Below are 24,911 nucleotides of genomic sequence, written 5' to 3'. Positions count from 1 at the left end.
CATGATTCTAGTGTGCTATCACCTAAAGCCACAAACATTAGGGGGGATTGGCCTATTTGCCAAAAAACTAACCCTCACTCCTCATCAAAGTAATCGCGATCCAACGCCGGCAACCGCAATAATCGTGATGTAACGCCCACCTCATGATCCATCATCAGATGCACCAGCCGGGTGCCATCCACTAATACAATGCCGTCCACCGATTTAGCGAAGTCGACAGCGTTTGCCGTGAACCCAGAGGTTGTGATGAACACCCCGCGTTTGGCTTTTTGTCCGGCGAGTGCACCATAGAAAGCCTGCAGCTCAGGGCGCCCCACCGTGTTCTGCCAGCGTTTGGCTTGAACGTAAACCTTTTCCAATCCCAGCTTGTCGAGCGAAATGATGCCATCGATGCCGGCATCCCCAGAGCCGCCGACACGCTGCAGGTCATTGCGACTGGCGCCGTATCCCAGGCGATGAAGCACATCCAGCACGATCACTTCAAAGCGGTTGGGACTGACCTGCAACAAATTATCCAAAAGGTCAGTCGCCGTGGCGTCGCGCAATTCCTGGAGCGCTTGTTCAAGTCGATCATCCGGGCTTGCGGTGGCGGAGGTTACGTCAGGTTCAACAGGCGTTTCGTCATCAAGCGGGGCGGCGTCGGGGGCAACCTTCAGCTTCACATTCATATAGCCAATGGCTAAATGCTCCACTTCATTGGCCGGCAGAGGGGCTGGATGTTCCTTGGCGTAGGCCGCACCCGCGTCAGTCAATTTCCAATATCCGCGTTTGGCGCTGCTGGAAAGGCCGGCACGCTTGAGTCGATCGTGCGCCCAGCCCGCTCTGTTCTTATAGGTCGTCTGCCCACTGGCGATCAGTTCTTCACGCTGCTCTACGGTCAATTGCAACATTTTTGCCGCCGCCTCATGGGCATCCCGAGCGGGTGCACCATCGGGTTTGGTGGCAAGAAAACGTAGGATGGGTTCGATGAACTGATCGTAGGTTGGAACGGACATGGCGCATCCCTGTGCTGGTGGTGTTTTTGTGCTGATCGACGGGCGAGTATAAATTAGCGGTCGCTCAGCATGCCTCCAAGAGTAGGTGCTGGCCCCCGGTGTCAGGATAGTTGTCGCCTCTCCGGTTTTTCCTGAAAAAGCATATCGGGGGCGGAAAGAGACTGGCCGTGCCGTATTATTCACCTGAACGCAGAGCCGCATTACTCAAGATGCTGCTTCCCCCGCTGAACCTGTCGATGGCCGAGGTTTCCCGCCGCGAAGGGGTCAGCGAAATGTCTTTGTCCAACTGGCGCAAGAAGGTCAGTTCTGAAGGAAGCACAGTGCCTGAAGACAAGTCACTCCCGCAGACCTGGTCTGCTGAAGCCCGGTTCGCTGTAGTCCTCGAAACCGCCGGTCTGTCGCAGCTCGAACTGGGTGAGTATTGCCGACGAAAAGGTCTGTACCCCGAACACGTCAGCGCTTGGCGTCAAGCCTGTATCACGGGGCAGCAGGGCGTTCAGAACCAACAAAAGGTTGACCGCGAACAGTCTCGCAAGGACAAGAAACGTATCCAGGAACTTGAGCGAGAACTACGCCGCAAAGACAAGGCGCTGGCTGAAACCGCCGCGTTGTTGGTGCTGCGAAAAAAGCTCAACGACTACTGGGGGATCGACAACGAGGACAGCTAACCTCTTTGCCGCAACGGCAGTTACTGGTGGCCTGGTTGATCGAAGCGATCATGGCCGGGGCCCGAAAAAACATGGCGTGTCAGGAAATCGGGCTCTCGCTCAGGACCTTGCAGCGCTGGACCGAGACTGAAGATGTTCAAGCCGATGCCCGCACGACTACCGTGCGGCCTACGCCGCGTAATGCCTTGAGCGAGATCGAACGGCAAGTCATCGTGACGCTGTGCAATAGCCCGGCATACGCCCATCTGCCGCCGAGTCAGATCGTTCCGCGTCTGGCTGACGAGGCGCGTTATCTGGCGTCGGAGTCCACGTTTTATCGCGTCCTGCGTGCGGCAGGCCAGCAGCAGCACCGTGGCCGTAGCCAGCGGCCCAGACGGCACGCGGCTCCGACGACGCATGCCGCCAACGCGCCCAACCAGGTGTGGTCCTGGGACATCACGTATATGGCGTCGCCGATACGCGGCAAGTATTACTACCTGTATTTGATCGAAGACATTTATAGCCGCAAGGCGGTGGGGTGGGAGGTTTACGAAGAAGAAAGCGGCGAAAAGGCGGCGGCCCTGCTGCTGCACAGCGTGATCAGCGAGCAGTGTTTACGCGAGCCGCTGGTACTGCACTCGGACAACGGAGCGCCGATGAAATCGGTGACGCTGTTGAGCAAGATGTACGACCTGGGCATCACGCCGTCCCGCGGTCGCCCGCGTGTGAGCAATGATAATCCCTACTCGGAGTCGCTGTTTAGAACGCTGAAATATTGCCCGCAATGGCCAGTGAATGGTTTTGCCAGTTTGGACGCCGCACGGGCCTGGGTGAGGGATTTCATGCGTTGGTACAACAACGAGCACCGGCATAGCCGCATCCGCTTCGTCACACCGGCTGAGCGGCATCGAGGACTGGACCATCAGATCCTGGCGCAGCGCCATGAGCTGTACAAACGAGCCAAGGAGAAAACCCCGGAGCGCTGGTCAGGTCGGACGCGTAACTGGGAACCGATCGGCACGGTGATGCTGAACCCGGATCGGGAGCAGCAGGCCGAGAAAAGAGCGGCATAGTAGGACGGTTGACGCGACAAGTACCTTGAAAAACGCCGCTGGCGCCGAGAAAGCGTAAGCCTCTGTGTCTCGGATCAGTCGTGTGCTGAATGATTTACCGGCACAGGGTTTTGTCTTACAGAACATCCCTGCGCAATAAATTCCGCCGTCTGGCATACGCGCGCTCTGCCCAGACGTTATCATCCCCCACTTTTTAGCGCCTGCTCTGCGGGCGCGTGAGCTATGGAGCAACACACGGTGATCACCGGCGAACTCAAGAGCAAAATCGACGCTATCTGGAATGCTTTCTGGTCGGGTGGTATTTCCAACCCGATGGAGGTCATGGAGCAGCTGACTTACCTGCTGTTCCTGCGTCGCCTGGATGAGTTGCACACCCTGGAAGAGAACAAAGCCAATCGCCTGAAGCAGCCGATGGAACGTCAAATTTTCCCTGAGGGCCTCGACCCGCGCGGCTGCAATTACAATGACTACCGCTGGTCGCGCTTCAAGCATTTGGCCCCAGCGGCCATGTTTGAAGTGATTGCCGACCACGTGTTCCCGTTCCTGAAAACCATCGGCAGCGACGACTCCACCTACAGCCACCACATGCGCGATGCGCGCTTTACCATTCCCACGCCTGCGTTGCTGGCTAAAGTGGTGGACCTGCTCGACGGCATCCCGATGGACGACCGCGACACCAAGGGCGACGTCTACGAATACATGCTCGGCAAAATCGCCAGTGCCGGGCAGAACGGCCAGTTCCGCACGCCACGGCACATCATTCAGTTGATGGTTGAACTGACCGCACCCAAGCCCAACGACGTGATCTGCGACCCGGCCAGCGGCACCTGTGGGTTTTTGGTGGCGGCCGGTGAATACCTGCGTGACACCTATCCAAGCTTGCTGCTCGATGCCACCCAGCGTCAGCACTTCCACCACGGCATGTTCCACGGCTTCGACTTCGACAACACCATGTTGCGTATCGGCAGCATGAACATGCTGCTGCACGGGGTGGAAAACCCGGATATTCGTTATCGCGATTCCCTGGCAGAGAGCACCGCAGGGGAGGCCGAACACTACAGCCTGATTCTCGCCAACCCGCCGTTTGCTGGCAGTCTGGATTACGAAAGTACTGCGAAAGATTTGCAGCGCATCGTTAAAACCAAGAAGACTGAACTGCTGTTTTTGGCGCTGTTCTTACGATTGCTCAAGCCGGGTGGACGTGCTGCCGTGATCGTTCCGGACGGTGTGATGTTCGGGTCCACTAAGGCGCATAGAGAATTGCGTCGCATGATTGTCGAAGATCACAAACTTGATGGAGTTGTCAAACTTCCGAGCGGCGTATTTAAGCCTTACGCAGGTGTCGCCACCTCTATTTTGCTATTTACAAAAACTAACTCAGGCGGCACTGATAACGTTTGGTTCTATGACTTGCAAGCCGACGGCATGAGTTTGGACGATAGGCGCACCCCCCTGCTTAGTGACGACAAATTAGGTGTTGCACCGAACACAGTGCTGAGTGAGGAAGATCACTCGAAAAATAACTTGCCAAATGTACTGGCTCAATGGAGCGAGCGATCTGGGGCAGAGCTAAAACGTCCACGGACGGCGCAAAGTTTCTGTGTTCCTAAGCAAGAAATTGCTGCGGAAGATTATGATCTTAGTATTAGTCGCTACAAGGAGTTGGTTCATGAGGAAGTCGAGCATCGTACATCTCATGAAATATTGTTAGAGCTGGACGAGATGGAGGAAGAGATTCGGTTAGGAATGCAAAACCTCCGGAGAGTTATGGCATGACAGGTTGGCCTACGGTTTCTTTAAGTGATATCGCAGAGAAGGTCGATTACGGTGTGACGGCTTCAGCAGCTAAGAGCCCTTTAGGCCCTAAGTTTCTCCGCATTACTGACATTCAAAATGGTGGAGTGAATTGGGACAAAGTCCCTTGGTGCGAGTGTGATGAACGTTCAATAAGTCGTTCTCTTCTTCAGCCTGGAGATATTGTATTTGCACGGACAGGCGCTACCACTGGAAAAAGTTATCTTGTTCGTGATTGCCCGGATAATGCGGTATTTGCGTCGTATTTAATAAGAGTCCGTCTCAATGAAGAGGTGGATCCAGCTTATTTGATTCATTTTTTCAATACGCCATACTATTGGGCTCAGATTTCGAGCGGCGCTCGCGGGGCTGCTCAGTTGGGTGTGAACTCTACAACTTTACAAGCGTTAAAAGTTCCGAAACCCACATTGTCTGAACAGAGGCGCATTGCTGCAATTTTGGATCAGGTTGAGTATTTGCGAACTAAGCGTCGTGCAACGCTTGAGAAGATTGATTCACTGTCTCATGCCGCGTTCTGTGAGATGTTCGGAAATGTTTTGGTAAATGATCGAGGATGGAATGATTCGAAAGAGCTTGGTGACTGCGCAGAGATTGTCTCCGGGTTTACCAAAGGGCGAAAGCTTGATGGGAAGTTGACATCTTCAGTTCCCTATTTGACCGTTGCAAATGTCCAAGATAAATTTTTAAAAATGGACGGTGTCAAGACGGAAGAGGCAACCGACTCTGAAGTTGAACGTTATCGTTTGTTGAAAGGCGATTTGCTTTTGACAGAAGGTGGCGATCCGGACAAGTTAGGTCGAGGGACGCTATGGAATGACGAATTGCCTGTTTGTATTCATCAAAATCACGTATTTAGAGTGAGATTGGTAACGGATGAGCTCACGCCGATTTTTTTAAATTGGCTAGTAGGTAGTGTTCGCGGTAAGCGCTACTTTCTTAAATCGGCAAAACAAACTACGGGCATAGCGTCGATTAATATATCGCAGCTTAAAAACTTTCCACTTCTTATTCCTCCGCTTGCACTTCAAAAAAAGTTTGAGCTTTCTCTTATGCAAATCGAACTCACAAAAACGCTTCAGCAAAAACACTTATCTGAGCTGGATGCCCTTTTCTCATCCCTCCAACACCGCGCCTTCCGAGGCGAACTCTAACCCATGCGCGGCTCCCTGCTCCCCGTCTGGTCTCGCACCTGGCGCGAGCTCTGGAGCCCCTTGGCGCGACACGGATCGGCACCTGCCGATCTTTTCTGCGAGTTGTCCCGGGCGTTGATGCCTGCCTTAAAAACACCACCCTCCCTGGCAGTCCTGGCCGAGATAATCGACGACCCTCCCCAAAGCGTTCGAGCCTTCCGCCGAATCACCGCCGATGACCTGATCGACGAATCGGCACTGTTGGGTTTTCTACAAAACGCCTACGACGTACTCGATGAGTTAGCCGGCGATTCGCTGGCCAATGCGTACTTCAATCGCCTGGCCAACTTCATCGATACCTACAACCTGCATTACGAGTTGCGCCGCCCCTGTCGGCTGTACCCGACCGTCCCCGGCTTGTTCGCCAACCTGGTTCAGGGACTACGCGACAGCAACGCCGAACACCCACACCTCCACACCCTGCAACGAGACTTCGACGAAGCCTTTCGTGATCTGCACGACAAGGGCGGCGAAGGGCGGATCAAAACCTGCCTGCAAAAACAGATCAACCTGCTGGAAGCCTTGGGCCGCGACAACCCTCGGGTCAGCGAATACGCGCTGTCGAGCATCTGCGATCAGCTCCCTCATTGGCCCCACGCCAAGGTGCGCAATGCGCTGAAAAGCCTCTATGGTTTCACCTGTGACTATCCGGGCATCCGCCATGGCGGTAAGCCAGGCAGTGTGGAAGGCAATATAGAGATGCGCGATATGCTGGCACTTTGTATCCTGTTCACCGGATTCACTCCGTACCTGACCGACCGGTTAGACGTTGCCGCCATATTTCAAGGACGTTGATATGAGTAACTTTGCCTTCCTGCGCACTGAATGGCCCGGTTTCCATGCCGAAGCGGTCAAGGCCGAGGCCAATGTCCTGGCGGATCCGCGATCATCTTGCTTCTATGCCCGGCGCACGCTGGAGTTGCTGGTGGCGTGGCTGTTCCAGGCCGATCGCAGCTTGAAGCTGCCATATAAAAGCGACTTATCCGCGTTCCTGTTTGAGCCAAGCTTCAAGACCCTGACCGGGCCGATGCTCCACGCCAAAATGGAAGTGATCCGCAAGCGCGGTAACGATGCGGTGCACAGCGCCCGTCAGGTACGCGAGCAAGACGCCCAAGCGGTGCTTAGCGAGCTATTTCATGTGGCCTATTGGCTAGGGCGGCATTACGCACGCAGTGCCGCTGGTAAGCCGGATGGTGCGTTGCGCTTTAACCCGGCGCTGTTGCCTAAGCCGGCAGTAACTGCTGGGACTCAAAGTCTGGCTCAGTTGCAAAAACTGGAAAGCGAACTCGCCCAACGGGATGCGGCGCTGGCTCAAGCGCAAAAGAGAAACGCTGTCCTGGACCAGGAACTTGCTGTTCTGCGCGCCGAGGTGGCCGCCGCCAAATTGGCCAACGCGGCGCAGCCCGATCATCACGACTACAACGAAGCGCAAACCCGCGACCTGTTTATCGATCAGCTTCTACACGAAGCAGGTTGGCCACTCAATGCGGCCCGTGATCGTGAGTTTGAAGTGGCGGGCATGCCGAACACCCAGAGCAAGGGTTTTGTCGATTACGTGCTCTGGGGTGACGACGGCAAACCGATGGCGCTGATCGAGGCCAAGCGCACTCAGCGCGATGCCCGAGCCGGGCAGCAACAGGCCAAGCTGTATGCCGATTGCCTGGAAACAATGTACGGCCAGCGGCCACTGATTTATTTCACCAATGGCTATGAGCACTGGCTGTGGGATGACACCCAGTTCGCGCCGCGTCTGATTCAGGGTTTCCACAAGAAGGCCGAGCTGGAGCTGCTGATTCAGCGCCGTAGCAGTCGCAAGCTTTTGGGGCAGGCGACGATTGACCCGGTGATCGTCGAGCGCCACTACCAACTACGGGCCATCCGCCGCATCGGTGAATCCTTCGAGCAGGATCGCCAACGTAAAGCTCTGGTGGTGATGGCCACCGGCGCCGGCAAGACACGCACAGTGATTGCCCTGAGCGATCTGTTGATGCGTTGCAATTGGGCCAAACGCATTCTGTTTTTGGCTGACCGTGTGGCATTGGTAAATCAGGCGGCTAACGCCTTCAAAAGCTTTTTACCCAGCGCCGCGCCGGTGAATCTGGTCACCGAGAAGAACACCGAAGGGCGCATCTACGTCTCGACCTATCCGACGATGATGGGTCTGATCGATGAAAAGCAGGACGGACAGCGGCGCTTCGGTGTGGGCCATTTCGATTTGATCATCATCGATGAAGCACACCGTTCGGTGTATCAGAAATACCGGGCGATTTTTTCCTACTTTGATGCGTTGTTGGTGGGGCTGACCGCCACGCCTAAAGATGAGATCGACCGAAACACTTACAGCCTGTTCAACCTGGAAAGCGGCGTCCCGACTGACGCCTACACCTTGGATGACGCGATTGCCGAAGGTTATCTGGTCAGGCCGCGCGGGGTTTCGGTGCCATTAAAATTCCAGCGCGACGGTATTAGCTACGATCAGCTTCCCGAAGATGAGAAAGATCAGTGGGACGAACTGGAGTGGGGCGAAGAGGAAGAAGTACCGGACGAGGTGAGCGCCGATGCGGTTAACCGCTGGCTCTTCAACACCGACACGGTAGACAAAGTGTTGCAGACCCTCATGGAGCGTGGCCACAAAGTGGCGGGCGGTGACCGTTTGGGCAAGACCATCATCTTTGCCAAGAATAATGCTCACGCTCAGTTTATTGCTGATCGCTTTGATGAGAGCTACCCCGATAAGAAAGGCGCCTTCGCTCGGGTCGTTACCTACAAAACTGAATATGCGCAGTCCTTGATTGATGATTTCTCAATCAAGGACAAGGCACCGCACATCGCGATTTCGGTGGATATGCTCGACACCGGAATCGATGTGCCAGAAGTGGTCAACCTCGTATTTTTCAAAATCGTCCGCTCCAAAGCCAAGTTCTGGCAAATGGTCGGACGGGGCACTCGACTGTGCAGAAACCTCTTTGGTCCGGGTCATGACAAAGAAGACTTCTTCATTTTCGATTTCTGCCAGAACCTCGAATATTTCAATCAGAACCCTGAACCCACCGAGGGAACGCTGAGCGAACCGTTGGGACAGCGCTTGTTCAAAACCCGTTTGGAAATGTTGGCGGCGCTGGATCGGCGGCGTAACAGCGTCGAGCTCAAGGAGCCTCACGGCATTTACTCAGTGGTGTTCAGCGATGATCAGCTGCGTGACGACATTGCCTTGTCGCTGCATGAACGGGTGTGCTCGATGACGCTGGACAACTTCGTTGTTCGTCCTAAACGACGTTGGGTCGAAATCTATTCCGCTGCAGGCATCTGGAAAGACATCGGAGAGACTCAACTGCGCGAATTGGCCGACCACGTTTCAGGTTTGCCGACCACCTTGGCGGAAGAGGACGAAGAAGCTAAGCGCTTCGACCTTCTGTTGTTGCGATTACAGCTGTGCATTCTCAATGCGGAACCAGGTTTTGCCCGTTTGAGTGAGCAGGTTCAGGACTTGGCTCGGGCGTTGCTGGGTCAAACCAACATTCCGGCGATCGCCGAACAAACGCTGATGATTGAAGCCGTGGCGGGGCAGGAGTGGTGGGAAGACGTCACCGTTTCGATGCTGGAACAGGCTCGCCGCAAATTGCGTGGTTTGATCAAACTATTGGAAAAAGGACGCGGCGTTACCGTCTATACCAATTTTGAGGACGAATTGGGGCAGATCGACGAAGTCGTTATGCCTTCGATGGTGAACCCGGCGAGTTTTGAGCGTTTCCGCGAAAAGGCTCGTGCTTTTCTGCGTGCACATCAGGATCACTTGTCGTTGCAGAAGCTGCGGCGTAATCAACCATTGACGGCCCTGGACCTTGAAGCTCTGGAGCAGATGCTGGTTGAAAGTGGTGCCGGTGCGGGCGAGATCAATCGGGCGAAAGAACAGGCCAAGGGTTTGGGGTTGTTCATTCGCTCCTTGGTTGGTCTGGATCGCGATGCTGCTACTGATGCGTTGTCTGGTTTCTTGGCTGGAAAAACACTCAGCGGCAGCCAAATCGAATTTAGCAACCTAGTGATCCAGCACCTCACGGAGCACGGGGTGATGAATGCGGATTTGCTCTACAAATCACCTTTTACGGATATCACACCCAGTGGGCCGGAAAAGTTGTTCGAGCCTGGGCAGGTCGACGAGCTGTTTGCAGCGCTGCAAAAAATTGAGGCCAGTGCTCGCGTTGCTTAATGCAGGCGTTCATAAAGCCAGTTTTTAGTATGGATTGACAGTTTAAAGGAGCTGCACGATGACATCGATTTCGACCGGTGATGTGATGGCGAATGCTTCGAATGAGGATCTAAAACCCTTGGTCGAATACATTCTTAAAGCGAGCACGACTGAAAGCCTGTCTGGCAAAGATATCTATAAATCTCACAACCCTGATCATCGTCGTTATGCCGGTGAAGTCCTGGATGAAATCCGTCTGTTCGGTGGCAATAGCTTCGTCAACCTCTTCCGCAGCAGCGGCCCCGATTACCACGAAGTAGTAAAGGACGTTGCCCAGAAGTTTGGCGTTAAGGATGTTGATTCCTTCGGCCTGGTTCAACTCGAAGAGGAGTTGATCCAGAAAATTTTGCGCGATGCGTTGAAAAAAGCTGAAGGCAAAGAGCGAGCAGATATGGAGGCCATTCTCAAGGAGGCGGGGCTCGGTAAAAGCGACTTAAGTGCGCTCTTGTCTGGTGCCTCTCTTTTTACCTTGTTAGGTGCCAGGGCCGCTGGAGTGGTGACCTACCAAGTATCGACAATCGTGGCTAGCGCGATGGCCAAACAGCTTCTTGGTTATGGCATAAAACTTGCTGCCGGCGGTGCCGCAGGTGCGGCTCTGGGACGTGGTGTGGCCGTTTTCATGGGGCCAGTCGGCTGGATTCTGACGGGTGTCTGGACTGCGATTGATATGGCTGGACCTGCTTTTCGCGTGACAGTGCCTTGCGTGCTACATATCGCGATGCTTAGACAAAAAATGATGTGTGCTCAGCTCAGTTCGGTATTTGAGGGCGCTTTCGATGATTGATTTGAGCGTTGTTTTCAAAGTGCCCGAGTGGCTGGCTATCGGACTTGAATCTGGAGAACTCGAGCGCGTTGGTGGAGTGATAAGGGACAAGGTCACAAAAAAGGTCGTTGCTTGGTTGAGGGAGGGGGACTCCGTTAGCACCGAGCCGCCGTCAGAGGTGCTGGATGGGCAGTTATCGAAGCTGATGATGCAAGGTCAGATGCTGATGGGACTTCAGGTCGCCAACCTGGTTGTGAGTGCCGTTGGCTTTGCCATGATTTATCGGAAGCTGCAGGGAATCGAGCGGCAGTTAAATGCGATCGGCAATGCTGTAAATGATGTAAAGGCTAAGCAGGAGTGGTTTGAGGATAAGCAGTGGCTTGCTCATTTTGCCCCTGTGAACGCTGCAATGGGTACGCTTGCTGAGTTGGGTAATTACGGTTCGACTGAAATCGTTCAGAGCAAGCTGCTGACTGCTGAAAGTCAGTGCGCTGTTGCCCAAAGTTACTTTCATGGTGTGGTCCGAAAGCTGACGGCAGACAAGAGAGAATATCTGCACGCGTTTGAGCTATCCATGAACTACCGGTCATGGTTGGCGTCTGGGCAAGGCCGGGTTCAGGCGTTATCGGAGCTGGGTGAGCAGAAAGCTGCGTTGGGCGTTGCCCAGAAGCTTACAACCGAGCACGCCGAATTTGGTAAGACTCTGACGGCTATTCTAAGTGATCCACTGCGACGTTTCGTGCCTGGAAACTATGATCAACAAGCCAGTGCGAATTTAATTGGTCTCGCCGATCAGGCCGCGCAGGTACATCAGGTATTAAAGGGGAATGTGCTGCAGTTGGACTTTATGCATGAAAACAAACTGCTCCCGTCTGATTTACCGGCGGCTGATGACTTAGATCAGCATGGGATGCTGATCTATCTTGCTAGCCGTTGAGTAGCACTTTTTCGTAGACATTAAAAAGCCGGCTTGTGGCCGGCTTCTCGGGGACTGGCTTGGTTTATTTTTGGTAAACCGCGCCAGCCTTCAAAACGTACACCCGGATCTTGCGTCCGGCTGTGGGACTCGGCGAGAAAGTCATCTGCCTTGTCGGTGCGATCTGAGCCTGAAGAAGGGTCGATGCGCAAATGTGGGGCGCAGCATACTGATTTTTTTGAGGAATTCCCAGCGGGACATGCCGGGTAGAGCGATGGGGTATTGGTTGGTGGGAGAGTTTCTGAATAGGGCCGGGTAGTTTGGGTTTCGGGTTGATTGCCAGGATCGCAGCCTTCGGCAGCTCCTACAGGGGCCTGCGTTTCCCTATCTCGCCGTAGGAGCTGCCGAAGGCTGCGATCTTTTAACGCTTAGAGGAACGGTACCGGCGGTCGCCGTTTATTGAGCGTCGACCACCAGAATACCCACCCCAATACCCTGATGTTTTGCTTGTCGATCTGCTCGGCACTGAAGATCTCGTCTGGATACTCGGCTTTGTTGTAGCTGCGCAACCGCAGCGCATTCCCCGGCATCCGATGCAGGTATTTGATCCGCAACATCCCGTCATGCTCGATCGCATAAATCTCCCCATCAATAACCTGAGTGAGCCCCCGGTCGATTGCAAGCGTCGAACCGTCTTCAATCTTTTCGCCCATGCTGTTGCCGATCATGTGAGTGAAAATTGCGTTGGCGTGATTGATTTCCAGGGAGTCGAGGTGGCTGCGGGGCAGGCGGATGGATTGGCTGGGGTCTTTGACGACGTGAGTTTTGTTGGAGCCCGGGGCGGTGGCTGTTTCTTTGTAGAAGGGCAGCTCGACGTCGATGGACTCGATCACCGTGTAGATGCCGCGAATGGCCTGGGCGTCGAAGGTGTTGCCGGCCTCGTCGAGCACGCGCAGGCGTGAGGACTCTTTCGGGCCTTCGCCGGTTTTCAGCCAGTCGCTGTTGACAGACAGTAGTCGGGCGACCTCTTCCATGCGGTAGGCGGGCACGCCTCGGGTGTACCAGTTGTGGATATTTTGCGCTTCCGTGTCGAAAAAAGCGGCAAATCCTGTGGTTGTGATTTTCGCTGCTTCGAGGAGTGCTTTGAACCGTGGGCCGCTAGTGTTCTTTTTCATAAACACGAGTTTACTGGCGCAGGATGGGGGTTTGAATAAACGATCCGTTCAAATTTCGAGGGAAATTTAAGACTGGATGTAAGACGCTTTTAGTGGAAATTAAACAAGAAAAAACCCAAGCCAAGAAGCCCTATACGTACCGTTAAAGGTGAGTGTCTGAGCGGAGCGCCCACAAAAAACCCCGGATCAACCGGGGTTCTTCTTGGCGCCTGGAGCTAGAAGCTTACCGCGACTTCTCAGCCTTTATAGGCAGCAACCGACTTCATGATCGCGTCGCGGGCGGCATCTGCGCCGGCCCAGCCTTCGATCTTCACCCATTTGCCTTTTTCGAGATCTTTGTAGTTCGCGAAGAAGTGCTCGATCTGCTGAATCAGCAGCGCAGGCAGATCAGTGTATTCCTTCACGTCGACGTACAGCTGGGACAGCTTGTCGTGTGGAACCGCGATCACTTTGGCATCGCCACCGCCGTCGTCGGTCATGTTCAGGATGCCGACTGGGCGCGCGCGGATTACCGAACCTGGAGCAACCGGGTAAGGGGTCACGACCAGCACGTCGAGGGGATCACCGTCGTCGGCCAAGGTGTTCGGGATGTAACCGTAGTTGGCCGGGTAGAACATCGGGGTGGCCATGAAACGGTCAACGAACAGGCAGTCGCTGTCTTTGTCGATTTCGTATTTGATCGGCGCGTGGTTGGCCGGGATCTCGATCGCGACGTAGATGTCGTTCGGCAGGTCTTTGCCAGCCGGAATCTTGCTGTAGCTCATTGGGCGGTGCCCCCGTTAGTTGACCAAAAACACTTGGCCTGATTGACCAAAAAGTGGCGGCGATTATAGGCATATTCTGCCGTCGACGCCATGTACCAGAGGTCGTGTAGACCTTAGTCGTGTGCCCTATAGACCGGATCATTAGCCTGAAGTTGCCGCAGCCTGTCCAAAGGATCCTGGCGATAAAACAGCTTCAGCTGCTCATAGACCTGTGGATAAGCCTCGTGCAGAAAATCCGGGGCGCTGAAGAAGTATTCGCTGGTGACCGCGAAGAACTCGGCGGGGTTTTCCGCTGCGTACGGGTCGATGGCGGTTTCAGCATCGGGATTATGGTCCAGTTGGTGGTCGAGGTGGTTGTAGGCCTCTTGCATGACCCTGGCCCAGTCGCTGACGCGCATATCGGCATGCAGCGGTGGCAGGCCATTGGCGTCGCCGTTGAGCATGTCGAGTTTGTGCGCGAGTTCGTGGATGACCAGGTTATAACCTTCCCAGCCACCGCTGGCCATCACGCCGGGCCAGGCGAGGATGATCGGGCCTTGCGGCCAGGCTTCGCCGCTGTGTTCGCCGTCCCATTCGTGTTCAACGCCGCTGGCATCGCGATGGCGCTGGGGGCTGAGGAAATCGTCCGGGTAAAGGATTATTTCGTGGAAACCCTGATACCAGTTCAGATCGCCCAGGTGTAGCAGCGGCAATTGGGCCTGAGCGGCGAGCAGCAGGCGTTGCTCCTGGTGAAGCTCGACACCGGGCAGGGCGGTCAGGTGTTTGTCTTGCAGGAACAGCGCGCAGGCTTCCCGCAGCCACTGGTCTTCGGCTGCGCTGAGGCCATCGAGAAAGCTCAAGTGATGGCGCACCCGTTGCCACATGTCGTCGGCAATCGGATGCCTGGCCAGAGTGCGCTGGCGTCGCCAGGCGCTAAGGGACCACATCGTGAGTCAGCGTGGTTCGACTTTGGACGTGGTATGACCGAGCCGGTTGCGGATCACGCCGATGATCATCGGTAGCAGCGACAGCAGGATGATGCCCAGCACCAACAGCGACAGGTTCTGCTTGATGAACGGTACGTTACCGAAGAAGTAACCCAAGGTGACCAGGCCACCCACCCAAAGGATGGTGCCGAGGACGCTGAATGCAAGGAAACGTGGGTAAGGCATTTTGCCAACACCTGCAACGAACGGGGCAAAGGTGCGGATGATTGGCATGAAGCGCGCCAGGGTCACGGTTTTACCGCCGTGTTTGTCGTAGAAGTCGTGGGTTTGTTGCAGGTAGTCGCGGCGGAAAATTTTCGAGTTCGGGTTGCTGAACAGCCTTTCGCCAGCGGTGCGGCCAATCACGTAGTTGGTGCTGTCACCGAGAATCGCCGCCAGCATCAGCAGGCCGCCCAGCAGCACCGGGTCCATGCCGCCACCGGCCGCCACGGCGCCCGCGATGAACAACAGGGAATCGCCCGGCAGAAATGGCATCACCACCAGACCGGTTTCGCAGAAAATCACCAGAAACAGAATGGCGTAAATCCATGCCCCGTAGTTAGTCACCAGCAGGTCGAGGTAAACATCGAGATGCAGGATAAGGTCGATCGGGTTGAAATCCATGGATAGCACCTGTGGTGATGGCCCGACTCTGCAGGCCTGTGCGGATGGCTTGGCGTAAGACTACAGCGGAATGTGATTTTTCTTACGAGCCGGAAGAATGAGCATTATACGGGGAGAGAAGCGAAAAACGCCTCGAGTTTGTAGCGGGGGATGTCGATGGGTTGCGGTGTTTGTGGGAAAAAATCGTCCGAACGCGGCCCGAGCCTTCGGACGATCTTTCTGGGACTTAAATCCCGTCACTGATCGGTAATACGTAGTTCTTGAACTCGGTGTCTTCCTTGAACCCGATGGACTCGTAGGTTTTCTGCGCGACTTCGTTATTGCTGCTGGTGGAAACGCGCATGCGCACGGCATTGGTTTCCTTGGCCATTTTTTTCGCGGTGCGGATCAGGTTGTCGGCCACCAATTGGCGGCGGGCGTCTTCGGCGACGTAGATATCGTTGAGGATCCACACACGTTTAAGCGAAAGAGACGAAAAGCTCGGGTACAACTGACAGAAACCCATCAGTTTGTTGTTGTCGTCATCGGGCAGGGCCAGGTAGATCACCGATTCCTTGCGCCGCAGGCGTTTCTCGAGGAACGCCCGGGATGAGTCCGGATACGGCAGGGAACCGTAAAACTCACGATACTTGACGAACAACGGGGTCAGCAGGTCGAGGTGTTCGAGGGTCGCTTGAATAATCCGCATGGTAGGTCTCGTCTTCAAGTGGCTGTCTTACGTGGTGACGGCGACGGGAAACCCTGGCGGCCGTGCATCGATCCTGCCTCAAACCTGAATAGAAACGCAATGCGGAAACGGTTCAGGCATCCGACGGGCTCAGTAGGAAATTACCTTTCATGTCCGCACCTTTGTCCGACTCCAGCGTCTGAACCTGGGCTTCGTCCTTCAGACTGACCCCGGATAACTGCCGCCGACAGGCTTCGCGCATCAAATACAGCAAACGGTGTGCCGCCAATCCGTAACTCAAGCCTTCGAGGCGGACATTCGAGATGCAGTTGCGATAGGCATCCGTCAGTCCGACCTTGGGATTATAGGTGAAATACAAGCCCAGGCTGTCTGGCGAGCTCAAGCCAGGGCGTTCGCCGATCAAAATGACCACCATCTTCGCGCCCAGCAGCTCGCCAATCTCGTCGGCCACCGCGACTCGGCCCTGTTCCACAAGGATCACCGGCGACAGGGACCAGCCCTCGGCGGCTGTCTGTTCTTCCATGCGCGCCAGAAACGCCAAGGTGTGGCGATGAACGGCCAATGCCGACAGGCCATCGGCCACCACGACGGCCAGATCCACCCCGCCAGGATGGGTCAACGCGTAATCGCGCAGGGTTTGCGCCGACTCATCACTCAGCTTGCGCCCCAGATCGGGGCGCTGCAGATAGCTGTTCCGGTCCGTGGCGGCGCTGTGCAGCAGCAGACTTCCACGTCCACGTTCGGCCAGTTGCGAGCTGAGCCCCATGTGGTCGAACGGCAGGTGCACCGCATCCCGGGCCTGTGCATGGGCGTACTGAAAATCCAGTTGCGCGCTGGTCGGCATACTGGTGCCGGTGCGACCGAGGGCAATACGTGCCGGGGTCAGGCGACGCAGTTCCAGCAATGGGTTTTTCGGATCGACAGGTGGTTTATCCATCTCAATACTCATCCCAGTTGCGCCATGGCCTGACGGAAGGCCGGCGGCAGGTTGTCGCCGAAGTGAATTTTGCCGTCTGCCTGGGTGAAGATGCCCATGTTCGCCAGCCACTGTTCAAACTCCGGCGCCGGTTTCAGGCCCAAGGTTTTCCGGGCGTAGAGGGCGTCGTGGAACGACGTGGTCTGGTAATTGAGCATGATGTCGTCGGAACCGGGAATGCCCATGATGAAGTTGATCCCGGCCACGCCCAGCAGGGTCAGCAGGGTGTCCATGTCGTCCTGATCGGCTTCGGCGTGATTGGTGTAACAGATGTCGCAACCCATGGGCACGCCCAGCAGCTTGCCGCAGAAGTGGTCTTCGAGGCCGGCGCGGATGATCTGTTTGCCGTTGTAGAGGTATTCCGGGCCGATGAAGCCCACAACGGTGTTTACCAGAAACGGTTTGAAATGGCGTGCCACGGCGTAGGCGCGGGTTTCGCAGGTCTGTTGATCAATGCCGTGGTGGGCGTTGGCCGACAAGGCGCTGCCCTGGCCTGTCTCGAAATACATCAGATTCTGGCCCAATGTGCCGCGATTCAGGCTCAAGCCCGCGTCATAGCCTTCCTGCAAGACGTTGAGGTTAATACCGAAACTGGCGTTGGCCGCTTCCGTGCCGGCGATCGACTGGAACACCAGATCCAGGGGAACCCCGCGATTCACCGCCTCGATGGAAGTGGTGACGTGGGTCAGCACGCAGGCCTGTGTAGGAATTTCGTAGCGCTGGATGATTGCATCGAGCATTTCCAGCATGGCGCATATCGAAGCGATGCTGTCGGTGGCCGGGTTGATGCCGATCATCGCATCACCGTTGCCGTACAGCAGGCCGTCGAGAATGCTCGCGGCGATACCGGCCGGTTCATCGGTGGGGTGATTGGGTTGCAGGCGTGTCGAGAGTCGGCCGTGCAGGCCCAGAGTGCCGCGGAATTTCGTGACCACGCGGATTTTCTGCGCCACCAGCACCAAGTCCTGCACGCGCATGATCTTCGACACGGCGGCGGCCATTTCCGGGATCAGGCCCGGAGCGAGGGCGCGCAGGCTCTGTTCGTCGGCGGCGTCGCTGAGCAGCCAGTCGCGAAAGCCGCCAACAGTGAGGTGGCTGACCGCTTTGAAAGCCTGTTTATCATGAGTGTCGATGATCAACCGGGTGACTTCATCGGTCTCGTAAGGAATCAGTACTTCCTGCAGGAAGTGAGTCAGAGGGATGTCAGCCAAGGCCATTTGCGCGGCCACTCGCTCGCCATCGTTAAGGGCGGCAATGCCAGCCAGAAAGTCCCCGGAGCGCGCCGGGCTGGCTTTGGCCATGACGTCCTTGAGGCTGTCGAAGCGGTAGGTCTGGGCGCCGACAGTGTGAGCAAAACTCGCCATACAGATTCTCCGTGACGGCGCAGACAGGGTCTGCGCCGGGATTTGCGGCCGTTAGTGCAAGGCTTCTTCAGCTTTCTGAATGGCCGCGAACTCTTCTTCGGGCGTGCCTGCTACCAAGTGATGCCGACTGTAGAAGGCAAAGTAAGCAATTAACACTCCATAGATGATCGCGGCGCCAATCACCACCCGCGGATCCACCAGAAAACCCGCCACCACGGCGATGCAAGCCAACACCAGTGCCACGCCTGAGGTGAAGATACCGCCCGGCGTGCGGTACGGACGATCCATTTTAGGGCGACGGATACGCAAGGTGATGTGCGCGGCCATCATCAGCACATAGGAGATGGTCGCGCCGAACACTGCCACCAGAATCAGCAGGTCGCCCTGGCCGGTCAGTGACAGACCAAAGCCGATGATGCCGGGAATGATCAACGCCAGTACCGGAGCCTTGCTCTTGTTGGTTTCGGACAGTTTGCGCGGCAGATAGCCGGCACGGGACAAGGCAAAGATCTGCCGCGAATAGGCATAGATGATCGAGAAGAAACTGGCGATCAGCCCGGCCAGACCCACAAGGTTGACGAAACTGCCCATCCAGGTCGAGCCGCCATAGGCTTTGGTCAGCGCTTCGACCAACGGGTTACCGGAGGTCAGCAGGGCGTTTGAGCCGGCACCGCCAGGACCGATAACCAGAATCAGCAAGGCAAAGCTCACCAGCACCAGCATGGCGCCGATCAACCCGCGGGGCAGATCGCGTTTCGGATTTTTGGTTTCTTCCGCCGCCAGTGGCACACCTTCGACGGCCAGGAAGAACCAGATTGCGTAAGGAATGGCTGCCCAGACGCCGACATAGCCGAAGGGCAGGAAGCTGCTGGCGCCCTTGGCCTCGGTCACCGGGATGTCCAGCAAATTGGCGACGTTGAAGTGCGGCACCATCGCGATCAGAAATACTGCCAATGCCAATGCCGCGACGGCGGTGATGACGAACATCAGCTTCAGGGCTTCGCCGACACCGAAAATGTGAATGGCGATAAAGATGATGTAGAACGCCAGGTAAATCATCCAGCCGCCAATGCCGAACAGCGATTCGCAGTACGCCCCGATAAACACCGCGATGGCCGCTGGGGCGATGGCGTACTCGATCAGGATCGCGGTTCCGGTGAGGAACCCGCCCCACGGCCCGAATGCGCTACGGGCAAATCCGTAGCCACCGCCGGCGGTCGGGATCATGGAAGACAATTCGGCCAGGGAGAAGCACATGCACAAGTACATGGTGGCCATCAGCAACGTGGCGAGAAACATGCCGCCCCATCCGCCTTGGGCCAAACCGAAGTTCCAGCCGGCGTAATCACCTGAGATGACATAAGCCACACCCAGGCCCACCAGCAGGACCCAGCCCGCCGCACCTTTTTTCAGTTCACGTTGTTGGAAATAATCGGAGCCGACTTTTTCGAAGTCGACCGAGGAGATTGCCGGCTGCGCGCTGGCTTGATCGCTAGGCATAGGGTTCACCTGTTTTTATTGTTTTTTAGTCGGCGTTTTTGCCGGGGTGGTGCTAGATATTTCTACTGAATGTTCAACCGCTTCGCGAGCAAGCCAGTTCCCACAGGGAAGTGGCTTGCTCGCGACAGGCTTTTAGAAGAAACCCAACGGATTGATGTCGTAGCTCACCAGCAGGTTTTTGGTCTGCTGATAGTGATCGAGCATCATTTTGTGGGTTTCACGACCGACGCCGGACTTTTTGTAACCACCGAACGCAGCATGCGCCGGGTACAGGTGGTAGCAGTTGGTCCAGACACGGCCGGCCTTGATGGCGCGGCCCATGCGGTAGGCGCGGTTGATGTCGCGGGTCCAGAGACCGGCACCCAGGCCGAACTCGGTGTCGTTGGCGATGGCCAGGGCTTCGGCTTCGTCCTTGAAGGTGGTGATGCTCACCACCGGGCCAAAGATTTCTTCCTGGAACACGCGCATTTTGTTGGTGCCCTTGAGCAGGGTCGGCTGGATGTAATACCCGGTCGCCAGGCTGCCCTCGAGTTTTTCTACCTTGCCACCAGTCAGCAGTTCGGCGCCTTCGCCCTTGGCGATTTCCAGGTACGAAAGGATTTTGTCGAATTGCTGCTCGGACGCCTGGGCGCCGACCATGGTGTCGGTGTCCAGCGGGTCGCCACGTTTGATCGACAGTACTTTTTTCATCACGACTTTCATGAAGTCGTCGTAGATCGACTCTTGAACCAAGGCGCGGGATGGGCAGGTGCAGACTTCGCCCTGGTTGAAGAATGCCAGCACCAGGCCTTCGGCGGCTTTCTCGATGAAGGTCGGTTCGGCTTGCATGATGTCGGCGAAGAAGATGTTCGGCGACTTGCCACCCAGCTCCACGGTGGACGGAATGATGTTTTCGGCGGCGCATTTCATGATGTGCGAGCCGACCGGGGTCGAGCCGGTGAAAGCGATCTTGGCAATGCGCTTGCTGGTGGCCAGGGCTTCCCCGGCTTCTTTGCCGAAGCCTTGCACCACGTTGAGTACGCCGGGCGGCAGCAGGTCGCCGATCAGTTCCATCAGCACGGTGATGCCCAGCGGGGTTTGCTCGGCCGGTTTAAGGACCACGCAGTTGCCGGCGGCCAGGGCCGGGGCGAGTTTCCAGGCGGCCATCAGAATCGGGAAGTTCCACGGAATGATCTGCCCGACCACGCCCAGCGGTTCATGAATGTGATACGCCACGGTGTTGCCGTCGATCTCGGCGGCGCTGCCTTCCTGGGCGCGGATGCAACCGGCAAAGTAGCGGAAATGGTCGGCGGCCAGCGGGATGTCGGCGTTGAGGGTTTCGCGAACGGCCTTGCCGTTGTCCCAGGATTCGGTGATCGCCAGCACTTCCAGATTCTGTTCGATGCGATCGGCGATTTTCAGCAGGACCAGCGAGCGTGCCTGGGCGGACGTGGCGCCCCAGGCATCGGCGGCGGCATGGGCAGCGTCCAGGGCCTTTTCGATGTCTTCGGCGGTGGAACGCGGGAATTCGGCAATAGGTTGGCCGTTGACCGGCGATGTATTGGTGAAGTACTGACCTTTGACAGGCGCGACGAACTCGCCGCCGATGTAGTTACCGTATTTGCTCTTGAACGAAACGATAGCGCCTTCAGTACCGGGGTGAGCGTAACGCATGATGGGTTTCTCCTTGGCTTTTGTGCTTATAAGGGAGGACGCGCTAAAGCGCTGCATTAAGCGTAGAGCAAAGGTCGGGCCAGCGCCTTGCAGGTCAGGTAAATCAAGGCCTTGCGTATTTTTTGTCGGACGGATGGGCAGCGGTTGTGACGATTGCGGTACAGCCCCTGTGACACTTTGTACCGTTTGTGGCGCAGGCTGTGACTCATCGGTCTTGCCAGCATTGCATTGCAGGCTAGGCTGGAGGATGCTCGAACCTCCCTGTAGGAGCGAGGCTTGCCCGCGAAGGCCATGATGCGGTTTGCCTGATGCACCGCGTTATCGTTCTTCGCGGGCAAGCCTCGCTCCTACAGGGGGATGTAAACCTCTTGGGGAGAATAATAAGAAATGCACGACAACCATTTGAGTCGCCATGCCCAGCAAGTGCTGACCGTGACCCAGGGTAAATCCCACCTGCACGGTCCCGGCAGCGATCCGTCCATTGCCCGTTCCTGGCTGCGTTGTCTTGAGGACTATCACCTCGACCCGGCCCTGACCATGGCGCCGACGGTGCTGGAACATGGCCGCGTGCTGGAAAGCCGCGAACGTTTGCAGCAAGTGCTGCAGATCGCCGGCACCGAAATGACCAGCCTCCACCAGCAACTGTCCGGCGCCGGCCACGCGGTGCTGCTGACCGACGCCCGCGGGGTGATCCTCAACTGTGTCACCGCGCCCACCGAACGAAAGATTTTCGAGCGCGCCGGCCTTTGGCTGGGCGCCGACTGGAGCGAAGCCTGCGAAGGCACCAATGGCATCGGCACCTGCCTGGTGGAGCGCCAGTCCCTGACCATCCATCAAGACGAACATTTTCGTGGTCGTCACACCGGCCTGACCTGCTCGGCGAGCCCGGTGTTCGATCCTCACGGGGAGCTGCTGGCGGTGCTCGACGTGTCTTCGGCGCGTCACGAGGTTTCGCGTCAGAGCCAGTTCCACACCATGGCCCTGGTCAATCTGTCGGCGAAGATGATCGAGAGCTGCTATTTCCTGCGTTACTTCGACAATCAATGGTTGCTGCGTTTTCACCTGCAGGCCGAATCCGTCGGGCTGTTCAGCGAAGGGCTGCTGGCGTTCGACGGGGAAGGGCGGATCTGCGCGGTCAACCAGAGTGCGCTGAATTTGCTGGGGCATATTCGTGGTGGGCTGTTGGGCAAACCGGTGGAGGCGTTTTTCGACTGCTCGCTGGATGAATTGCTCGGCCGCGCGAGCGCCAATGCCAGCGCCAGTTGGCCATTGCGCACCCGTGACGGGCGGCGGTTGTTTGCCGTGTTGCGCGGGCAGCCGCGCAGTATTCCGGTGCCGGTGGTGCAAAGCCCGACGGTTGCCGAGCGTCCGCGCTTGTCAGGCATTTGCCTGGGCGATGCCGCGTTGCAGGAGGATTTTCGCAAGGCCTTGCGCGTGTTTGAACGGGATGTGCCGTTGCTGATCAATGGCGAAACCGGCTCAGGCAAGGAGGCCTTCGCCAAAGCCGTGCATCAGGCCAGTCAACGGGCAGAAAAATCATTCGTCGCCCTCAATTGCGCGGCGATTCCCGAAAGCCTGATCGAAAGCGAACTGTTCGGCTATCGCGGCGGCAGCTTCACCGGTGCCCGCAAGGAAGGCATGCGCGGCAAGTTGCAACAGGCCGATGGCGGGACTCTGTTCCTCGATGAAATCGGTGACATGCCGCTGAGCATGCAAACCCGGCTATTAAGGGTGCTGGAAGACCGTCAGGTGGTGCCGATTGGCGGCGAGCCGGAATCGGTCAATGTGCGGATCATCAGCGCCACCCACCGCAATTTGCTTGAGCGGGTGCAGGACGGCAGTTTCCGCGAGGATTTGTATTACCGGCTCAGTGGGCTGGACGTCGCATTGCCGGCACTGCGTGAACGCGCTGACAAATCACAGTTGCTCGACTTTTTGCTGGCCGAAGAGGCGGGTGGGGAAACGGTATTGATCGACGGGCCTGCGCGGCAGGCCTTGCTGGATTTTGCCTGGCCGGGGAACGTGCGGCAGTTGCGCAATGTGCTGAGGACCCTGGCCGCGTTGTGTGATGGCGGCCGGATCGGGCTGGAGGATTTGCCGGCGATGATTCGCCAGGCTCGGCCGGTGACGGCGTCGGCGGTTGAAGAGCCGTCCGAGTATCCGCTGGACGATGCCGAGCGGTTGGCATTGCTGACGGTGCTGGAGCAACAGCGCTGGCACATGACCCACACCGCCGAACAGTTGGGTATCAGCCGCAACACCCTTTATCGAAAACTGCGCAAGCACGCCATTGCCCGCTGAGCTTTTGCGGCTATAGCCCTGGCAGCGACCTAACGAAAGAGCTCATCCGGGATATCGTCGAAATCGAAGATTTCGTCTTCAAAATCCCAGGCCTGGTGATGCTGTCTTTGTTCCTTGAGCCAGGCTTTCAAAGCCTTGGGATTGCCTGGCAACGCTTGGCACAGGTGCTTCAGGTATTTAATATCGACGTTTAACAGATCGACCTGAAGTTGATATTTGCCCTTCAGGTTTCGAGGCGAGAGCGTCTCGTATGGCGCGAGGTTGAATTGATCCCTGAACATCTCTTCCAGGTTGAGCTGTTCTTGCACTAGCTCTGTGAGCTGATCCTGGAGTATCCGGTTGTAATGTTTGAGTCGGTCTTTGGACAGCGTGCCAATGGTAAGGGGGTCGATATGTTCGACTTCCAGCTGAAGATGCAGCAGGTCAAGCAAATTACGTTCGCTGTAGGCATGGTTGACGCGCTGCATCAGGGCGGTTTTACGTTCGCGTTCGGCAGGATCGCTTTCACGGTCCGGATGCAGGGCGCTGGCCAGTTTGCGGTAGACCTCGCGCACTGATTGGCTGGCCTCAACGGCCTCTTTTTCCTTGCGCAGTTGGTGGGCGTTTTTTTGTTGCGCCTTTGGTTCATGCGCCATTTGTTCGGTCTGAAACTGCTCATGCAGTTTTTCGGCAATGGCATCGGGCGACTGCATATCGATCTCGCCCAGATCAATGCCGAATATCTCATGCAGCCCCTGCTTTAGCAGCTCGTCGTCTTCACGCTGGTCTGCGTCGAAGTCACGTCCGCTATGCTTGTTGTGCAGCACCTTCAAGGTTTCGTCATCCTCCTCCATCAGCGAAATAGCCAGTTCGCAGATCTCCTGGCTCAATGTCGCTCGATCGGCCTTCGAAAGCTTGATTTCTCCACTGAGGCGGTCCAGCACATGCAGAAATTCAAGGCTGCATTCATGGTATGAATCGAGCAGAGGACGGAACTCGGTACTCCAACGCTCCATGTAAAGAGGGATGGCGGTTTCCCATGCTTGGAGAACCCGACGTTTTTCTTCAATTTTCTTTATAAGCCCATTGAATTCCCGTTGCGCAGCGGAGAGTTTCCTGGTTCCAGTTGCCGGAGCAATGCTGAGCTGAGAATCTTTTTTTTTCATGGCGCGCTCCCCGGTGGCCTATGAAGTAAAAACATTGCTATCGGAGGAGTGATTTTCTATAGATGGCCGATAGCCGGATGTCGAGCGGATGTGATTTTCTATCACTTCGTC

Annotated in this window: 19 protein-coding genes; 8 read left to right on the top strand and 11 right to left on the bottom strand. The window is 56.5% G+C overall.

What is annotated here, in order from left to right; translation table 11 throughout:
• Nucleotides 1-74: 74 nt before the first annotated feature.
• Nucleotides 75-995 (bottom strand): restriction endonuclease, encoded by a 921-nt coding sequence (locus ACYZT2_RS25310; protein WP_461968328.1) that lies wholly within the window; start codon nucleotides 993-995, stop codon nucleotides 75-77.
• A 167-nt stretch (nucleotides 996-1,162) separates the two neighbouring features.
• Between ACYZT2_RS25310 and ACYZT2_RS25305 the strand changes: the two genes are divergently transcribed.
• The 7 genes from ACYZT2_RS25305 (at nucleotide 1,163) to ACYZT2_RS25275 (ending at nucleotide 11,666) form a co-directional block, all read left to right on the top strand.
• A protein-coding gene (locus tag ACYZT2_RS25305; protein ID WP_461968326.1) for an IS3 family transposase occupies nucleotides 1,163-2,715 on the top strand; the annotation gives its coding sequence in 2 pieces (ribosomal slippage) (nucleotides 1,163-1,625 and nucleotides 1,625-2,715; 1,554 coding nt in all).
• A 237-nt stretch (nucleotides 2,716-2,952) separates the two neighbouring features.
• Nucleotides 2,953-4,491, top strand: coding sequence for a type I restriction-modification system subunit M (locus ACYZT2_RS25300; RefSeq protein ID WP_461968324.1), 1,539 nt, complete (start codon nucleotides 2,953-2,955; stop codon nucleotides 4,489-4,491).
• Complete coding sequence (locus ACYZT2_RS25295; RefSeq protein ID WP_461968322.1) at nucleotides 4,488-5,681, top strand: restriction endonuclease subunit S; 1,194 nt, start codon at nucleotides 4,488-4,490, stop codon at nucleotides 5,679-5,681. The genes ACYZT2_RS25300 and ACYZT2_RS25295 overlap by 4 nt, the downstream gene beginning before the upstream one ends.
• Before the next feature lie 117 nt (nucleotides 5,682-5,798).
• On the top strand, nucleotides 5,799-6,515 hold the full coding sequence (locus ACYZT2_RS25290; RefSeq protein WP_461968320.1) for a hypothetical protein: 717 nt from the start codon (nucleotides 5,799-5,801) through the stop codon (nucleotides 6,513-6,515).
• Between the two features lies 1 nt (nucleotide 6,516).
• On the top strand, nucleotides 6,517-9,927 hold the full coding sequence (locus ACYZT2_RS25285; RefSeq protein ID WP_461968318.1) for a DEAD/DEAH box helicase family protein: 3,411 nt from the start codon (nucleotides 6,517-6,519) through the stop codon (nucleotides 9,925-9,927).
• Nucleotides 9,928-9,985: 58 nt separating this feature from the next.
• Nucleotides 9,986-10,750, top strand: coding sequence for a hypothetical protein (locus ACYZT2_RS25280; RefSeq protein ID WP_461968316.1), 765 nt, complete (start codon nucleotides 9,986-9,988; stop codon nucleotides 10,748-10,750).
• Entirely contained in the window at nucleotides 10,743-11,666 is a 924-nt protein-coding gene (locus tag ACYZT2_RS25275; protein WP_461968314.1) for a hypothetical protein, read from the top strand. The genes ACYZT2_RS25280 and ACYZT2_RS25275 overlap by 8 nt, the downstream gene beginning before the upstream one ends.
• A 407-nt stretch (nucleotides 11,667-12,073) precedes the next feature.
• On the opposite strand, the gene ACYZT2_RS25270 is transcribed toward ACYZT2_RS25275, so the two are convergent.
• The 9 genes from ACYZT2_RS25270 to exaC all read right to left on the bottom strand — a co-directional run bounded on the left by ACYZT2_RS25270 (nucleotide 12,074) and on the right by exaC (nucleotide 21,354).
• On the bottom strand, nucleotides 12,074-12,820 hold the full coding sequence (locus tag ACYZT2_RS25270) for a S24 family peptidase (RefSeq protein WP_461968312.1): 747 nt from the start codon (nucleotides 12,818-12,820) through the stop codon (nucleotides 12,074-12,076).
• A gap of 236 nt (nucleotides 12,821-13,056) precedes the next feature.
• Nucleotides 13,057-13,584: an inorganic diphosphatase gene (gene ppa / locus ACYZT2_RS25265; protein WP_050681916.1), complete on the bottom strand. Its 528-nt coding sequence runs from the start codon at nucleotides 13,582-13,584 to the stop codon at nucleotides 13,057-13,059.
• Nucleotides 13,585-13,697: 113 nt separating this feature from the next.
• The gene (locus ACYZT2_RS25260) at nucleotides 13,698-14,510 is read right to left on the bottom strand and encodes a M90 family metallopeptidase (protein ID WP_461968309.1); all 813 of its coding nucleotides are present in this window, start codon (nucleotides 14,508-14,510) and stop codon (nucleotides 13,698-13,700) included.
• 6 nt (nucleotides 14,511-14,516) lie between these two features.
• Entirely contained in the window at nucleotides 14,517-15,173 is a 657-nt protein-coding gene (locus ACYZT2_RS25255) for a DedA family protein (protein WP_461968307.1), read from the bottom strand.
• A gap of 226 nt (nucleotides 15,174-15,399) precedes the next feature.
• A complete protein-coding gene (locus ACYZT2_RS25250; RefSeq protein ID WP_461968305.1) occupies nucleotides 15,400-15,861 on the bottom strand; it encodes a GNAT family N-acetyltransferase in 462 nt (153 codons plus the stop codon).
• 112 nt (nucleotides 15,862-15,973) lie between these two features.
• Complete coding sequence (gene eutC / locus ACYZT2_RS25245) at nucleotides 15,974-16,798, bottom strand: ethanolamine ammonia-lyase subunit EutC (RefSeq protein ID WP_461968303.1); 825 nt, start codon at nucleotides 16,796-16,798, stop codon at nucleotides 15,974-15,976.
• An 8-nt stretch (nucleotides 16,799-16,806) separates the two neighbouring features.
• A complete protein-coding gene (locus tag ACYZT2_RS25240) occupies nucleotides 16,807-18,201 on the bottom strand; it encodes an ethanolamine ammonia-lyase subunit EutB (protein WP_461968301.1) in 1,395 nt (464 codons plus the stop codon).
• 51 nt (nucleotides 18,202-18,252) lie between these two features.
• Nucleotides 18,253-19,701 carry an ethanolamine permease gene (gene eat, locus ACYZT2_RS25235; RefSeq protein ID WP_038981364.1) on the bottom strand — a complete coding sequence of 483 codons (1,449 nt, stop codon included), beginning with the start codon at nucleotides 19,699-19,701 and terminating at the stop codon, nucleotides 18,253-18,255.
• A 132-nt stretch (nucleotides 19,702-19,833) separates the two neighbouring features.
• On the bottom strand, nucleotides 19,834-21,354 hold the full coding sequence (exaC, locus tag ACYZT2_RS25230) for an acetaldehyde dehydrogenase ExaC (protein ID WP_461968299.1): 1,521 nt from the start codon (nucleotides 21,352-21,354) through the stop codon (nucleotides 19,834-19,836).
• Nucleotides 21,355-21,741: 387 nt separating this feature from the next.
• Here exaC and ACYZT2_RS25225 point away from each other — a divergent pair, with 387 nt between their 5' ends.
• Nucleotides 21,742-23,655: a sigma-54-dependent Fis family transcriptional regulator gene (locus ACYZT2_RS25225; RefSeq protein WP_461968297.1), complete on the top strand. Its 1,914-nt coding sequence runs from the start codon at nucleotides 21,742-21,744 to the stop codon at nucleotides 23,653-23,655.
• Between the two features lie 29 nt (nucleotides 23,656-23,684).
• Here ACYZT2_RS25225 and ACYZT2_RS25220 read toward each other — a convergent pair whose 3' ends face one another.
• Nucleotides 23,685-24,800 (bottom strand): molecular chaperone DnaJ, encoded by a 1,116-nt coding sequence (locus tag ACYZT2_RS25220; protein ID WP_461968295.1) that lies wholly within the window; start codon nucleotides 24,798-24,800, stop codon nucleotides 23,685-23,687.
• Between the last annotated feature and the right edge of the window lie 111 nt (nucleotides 24,801-24,911).

The organism is Pseudomonas sp. MDT1-85 (assembly GCF_054898065.1).
Note: the sequence above shows the minus strand (reverse complement) of the source record. Positions and strands in the feature narration are given on the sequence as shown.

Bases quoted from the DNA above. Each gene is read 5' to 3' on its own strand.
- exaC (WP_461968299.1), bottom strand. From the start codon at position 21,354: ATGCGTTACGCTCACCCCGGTACTGAAGGCGCTATCGTTTCGTTCAAG.
- ACYZT2_RS25270 (WP_461968312.1), bottom strand. From the start codon at position 12,820: ATGAAAAAGAACACTAGCGGCCCACGGTTCAAAGCACTCCTCGAAGCA.
- ACYZT2_RS25250 (WP_461968305.1), bottom strand. From the start codon at position 15,861: ATGCGGATTATTCAAGCGACCCTCGAACACCTCGACCTGCTGACCCCG.
- ACYZT2_RS25225 (WP_461968297.1), top strand. From the start codon at position 21,742: ATGCACGACAACCATTTGAGTCGCCATGCCCAGCAAGTGCTGACCGTG.
- ppa (WP_050681916.1), bottom strand. From the start codon at position 13,584: ATGAGCTACAGCAAGATTCCGGCTGGCAAAGACCTGCCGAACGACATC.
- ACYZT2_RS25255 (WP_461968307.1), bottom strand. From the start codon at position 15,173: ATGGATTTCAACCCGATCGACCTTATCCTGCATCTCGATGTTTACCTC.
- ACYZT2_RS25275 (WP_461968314.1), top strand. From the start codon at position 10,743: ATGATTGATTTGAGCGTTGTTTTCAAAGTGCCCGAGTGGCTGGCTATC.
- ACYZT2_RS25285 (WP_461968318.1), top strand. From the start codon at position 6,517: ATGAGTAACTTTGCCTTCCTGCGCACTGAATGGCCCGGTTTCCATGCC.
- ACYZT2_RS25295 (WP_461968322.1), top strand. From the start codon at position 4,488: ATGACAGGTTGGCCTACGGTTTCTTTAAGTGATATCGCAGAGAAGGTC.
- ACYZT2_RS25220 (WP_461968295.1), bottom strand. From the start codon at position 24,800: ATGAAAAAAAAAGATTCTCAGCTCAGCATTGCTCCGGCAACTGGAACC.
- ACYZT2_RS25280 (WP_461968316.1), top strand. From the start codon at position 9,986: ATGACATCGATTTCGACCGGTGATGTGATGGCGAATGCTTCGAATGAG.
- ACYZT2_RS25310 (WP_461968328.1), bottom strand. From the start codon at position 995: ATGTCCGTTCCAACCTACGATCAGTTCATCGAACCCATCCTACGTTTT.
- ACYZT2_RS25240 (WP_461968301.1), bottom strand. From the start codon at position 18,201: ATGGCGAGTTTTGCTCACACTGTCGGCGCCCAGACCTACCGCTTCGAC.
- eutC (WP_461968303.1), bottom strand. From the start codon at position 16,798: ATGGATAAACCACCTGTCGATCCGAAAAACCCATTGCTGGAACTGCGT.
- ACYZT2_RS25260 (WP_461968309.1), bottom strand. From the start codon at position 14,510: ATGTGGTCCCTTAGCGCCTGGCGACGCCAGCGCACTCTGGCCAGGCAT.
- ACYZT2_RS25290 (WP_461968320.1), top strand. From the start codon at position 5,799: ATGCCTGCCTTAAAAACACCACCCTCCCTGGCAGTCCTGGCCGAGATA.
- eat (WP_038981364.1), bottom strand. From the start codon at position 19,701: ATGCCTAGCGATCAAGCCAGCGCGCAGCCGGCAATCTCCTCGGTCGAC.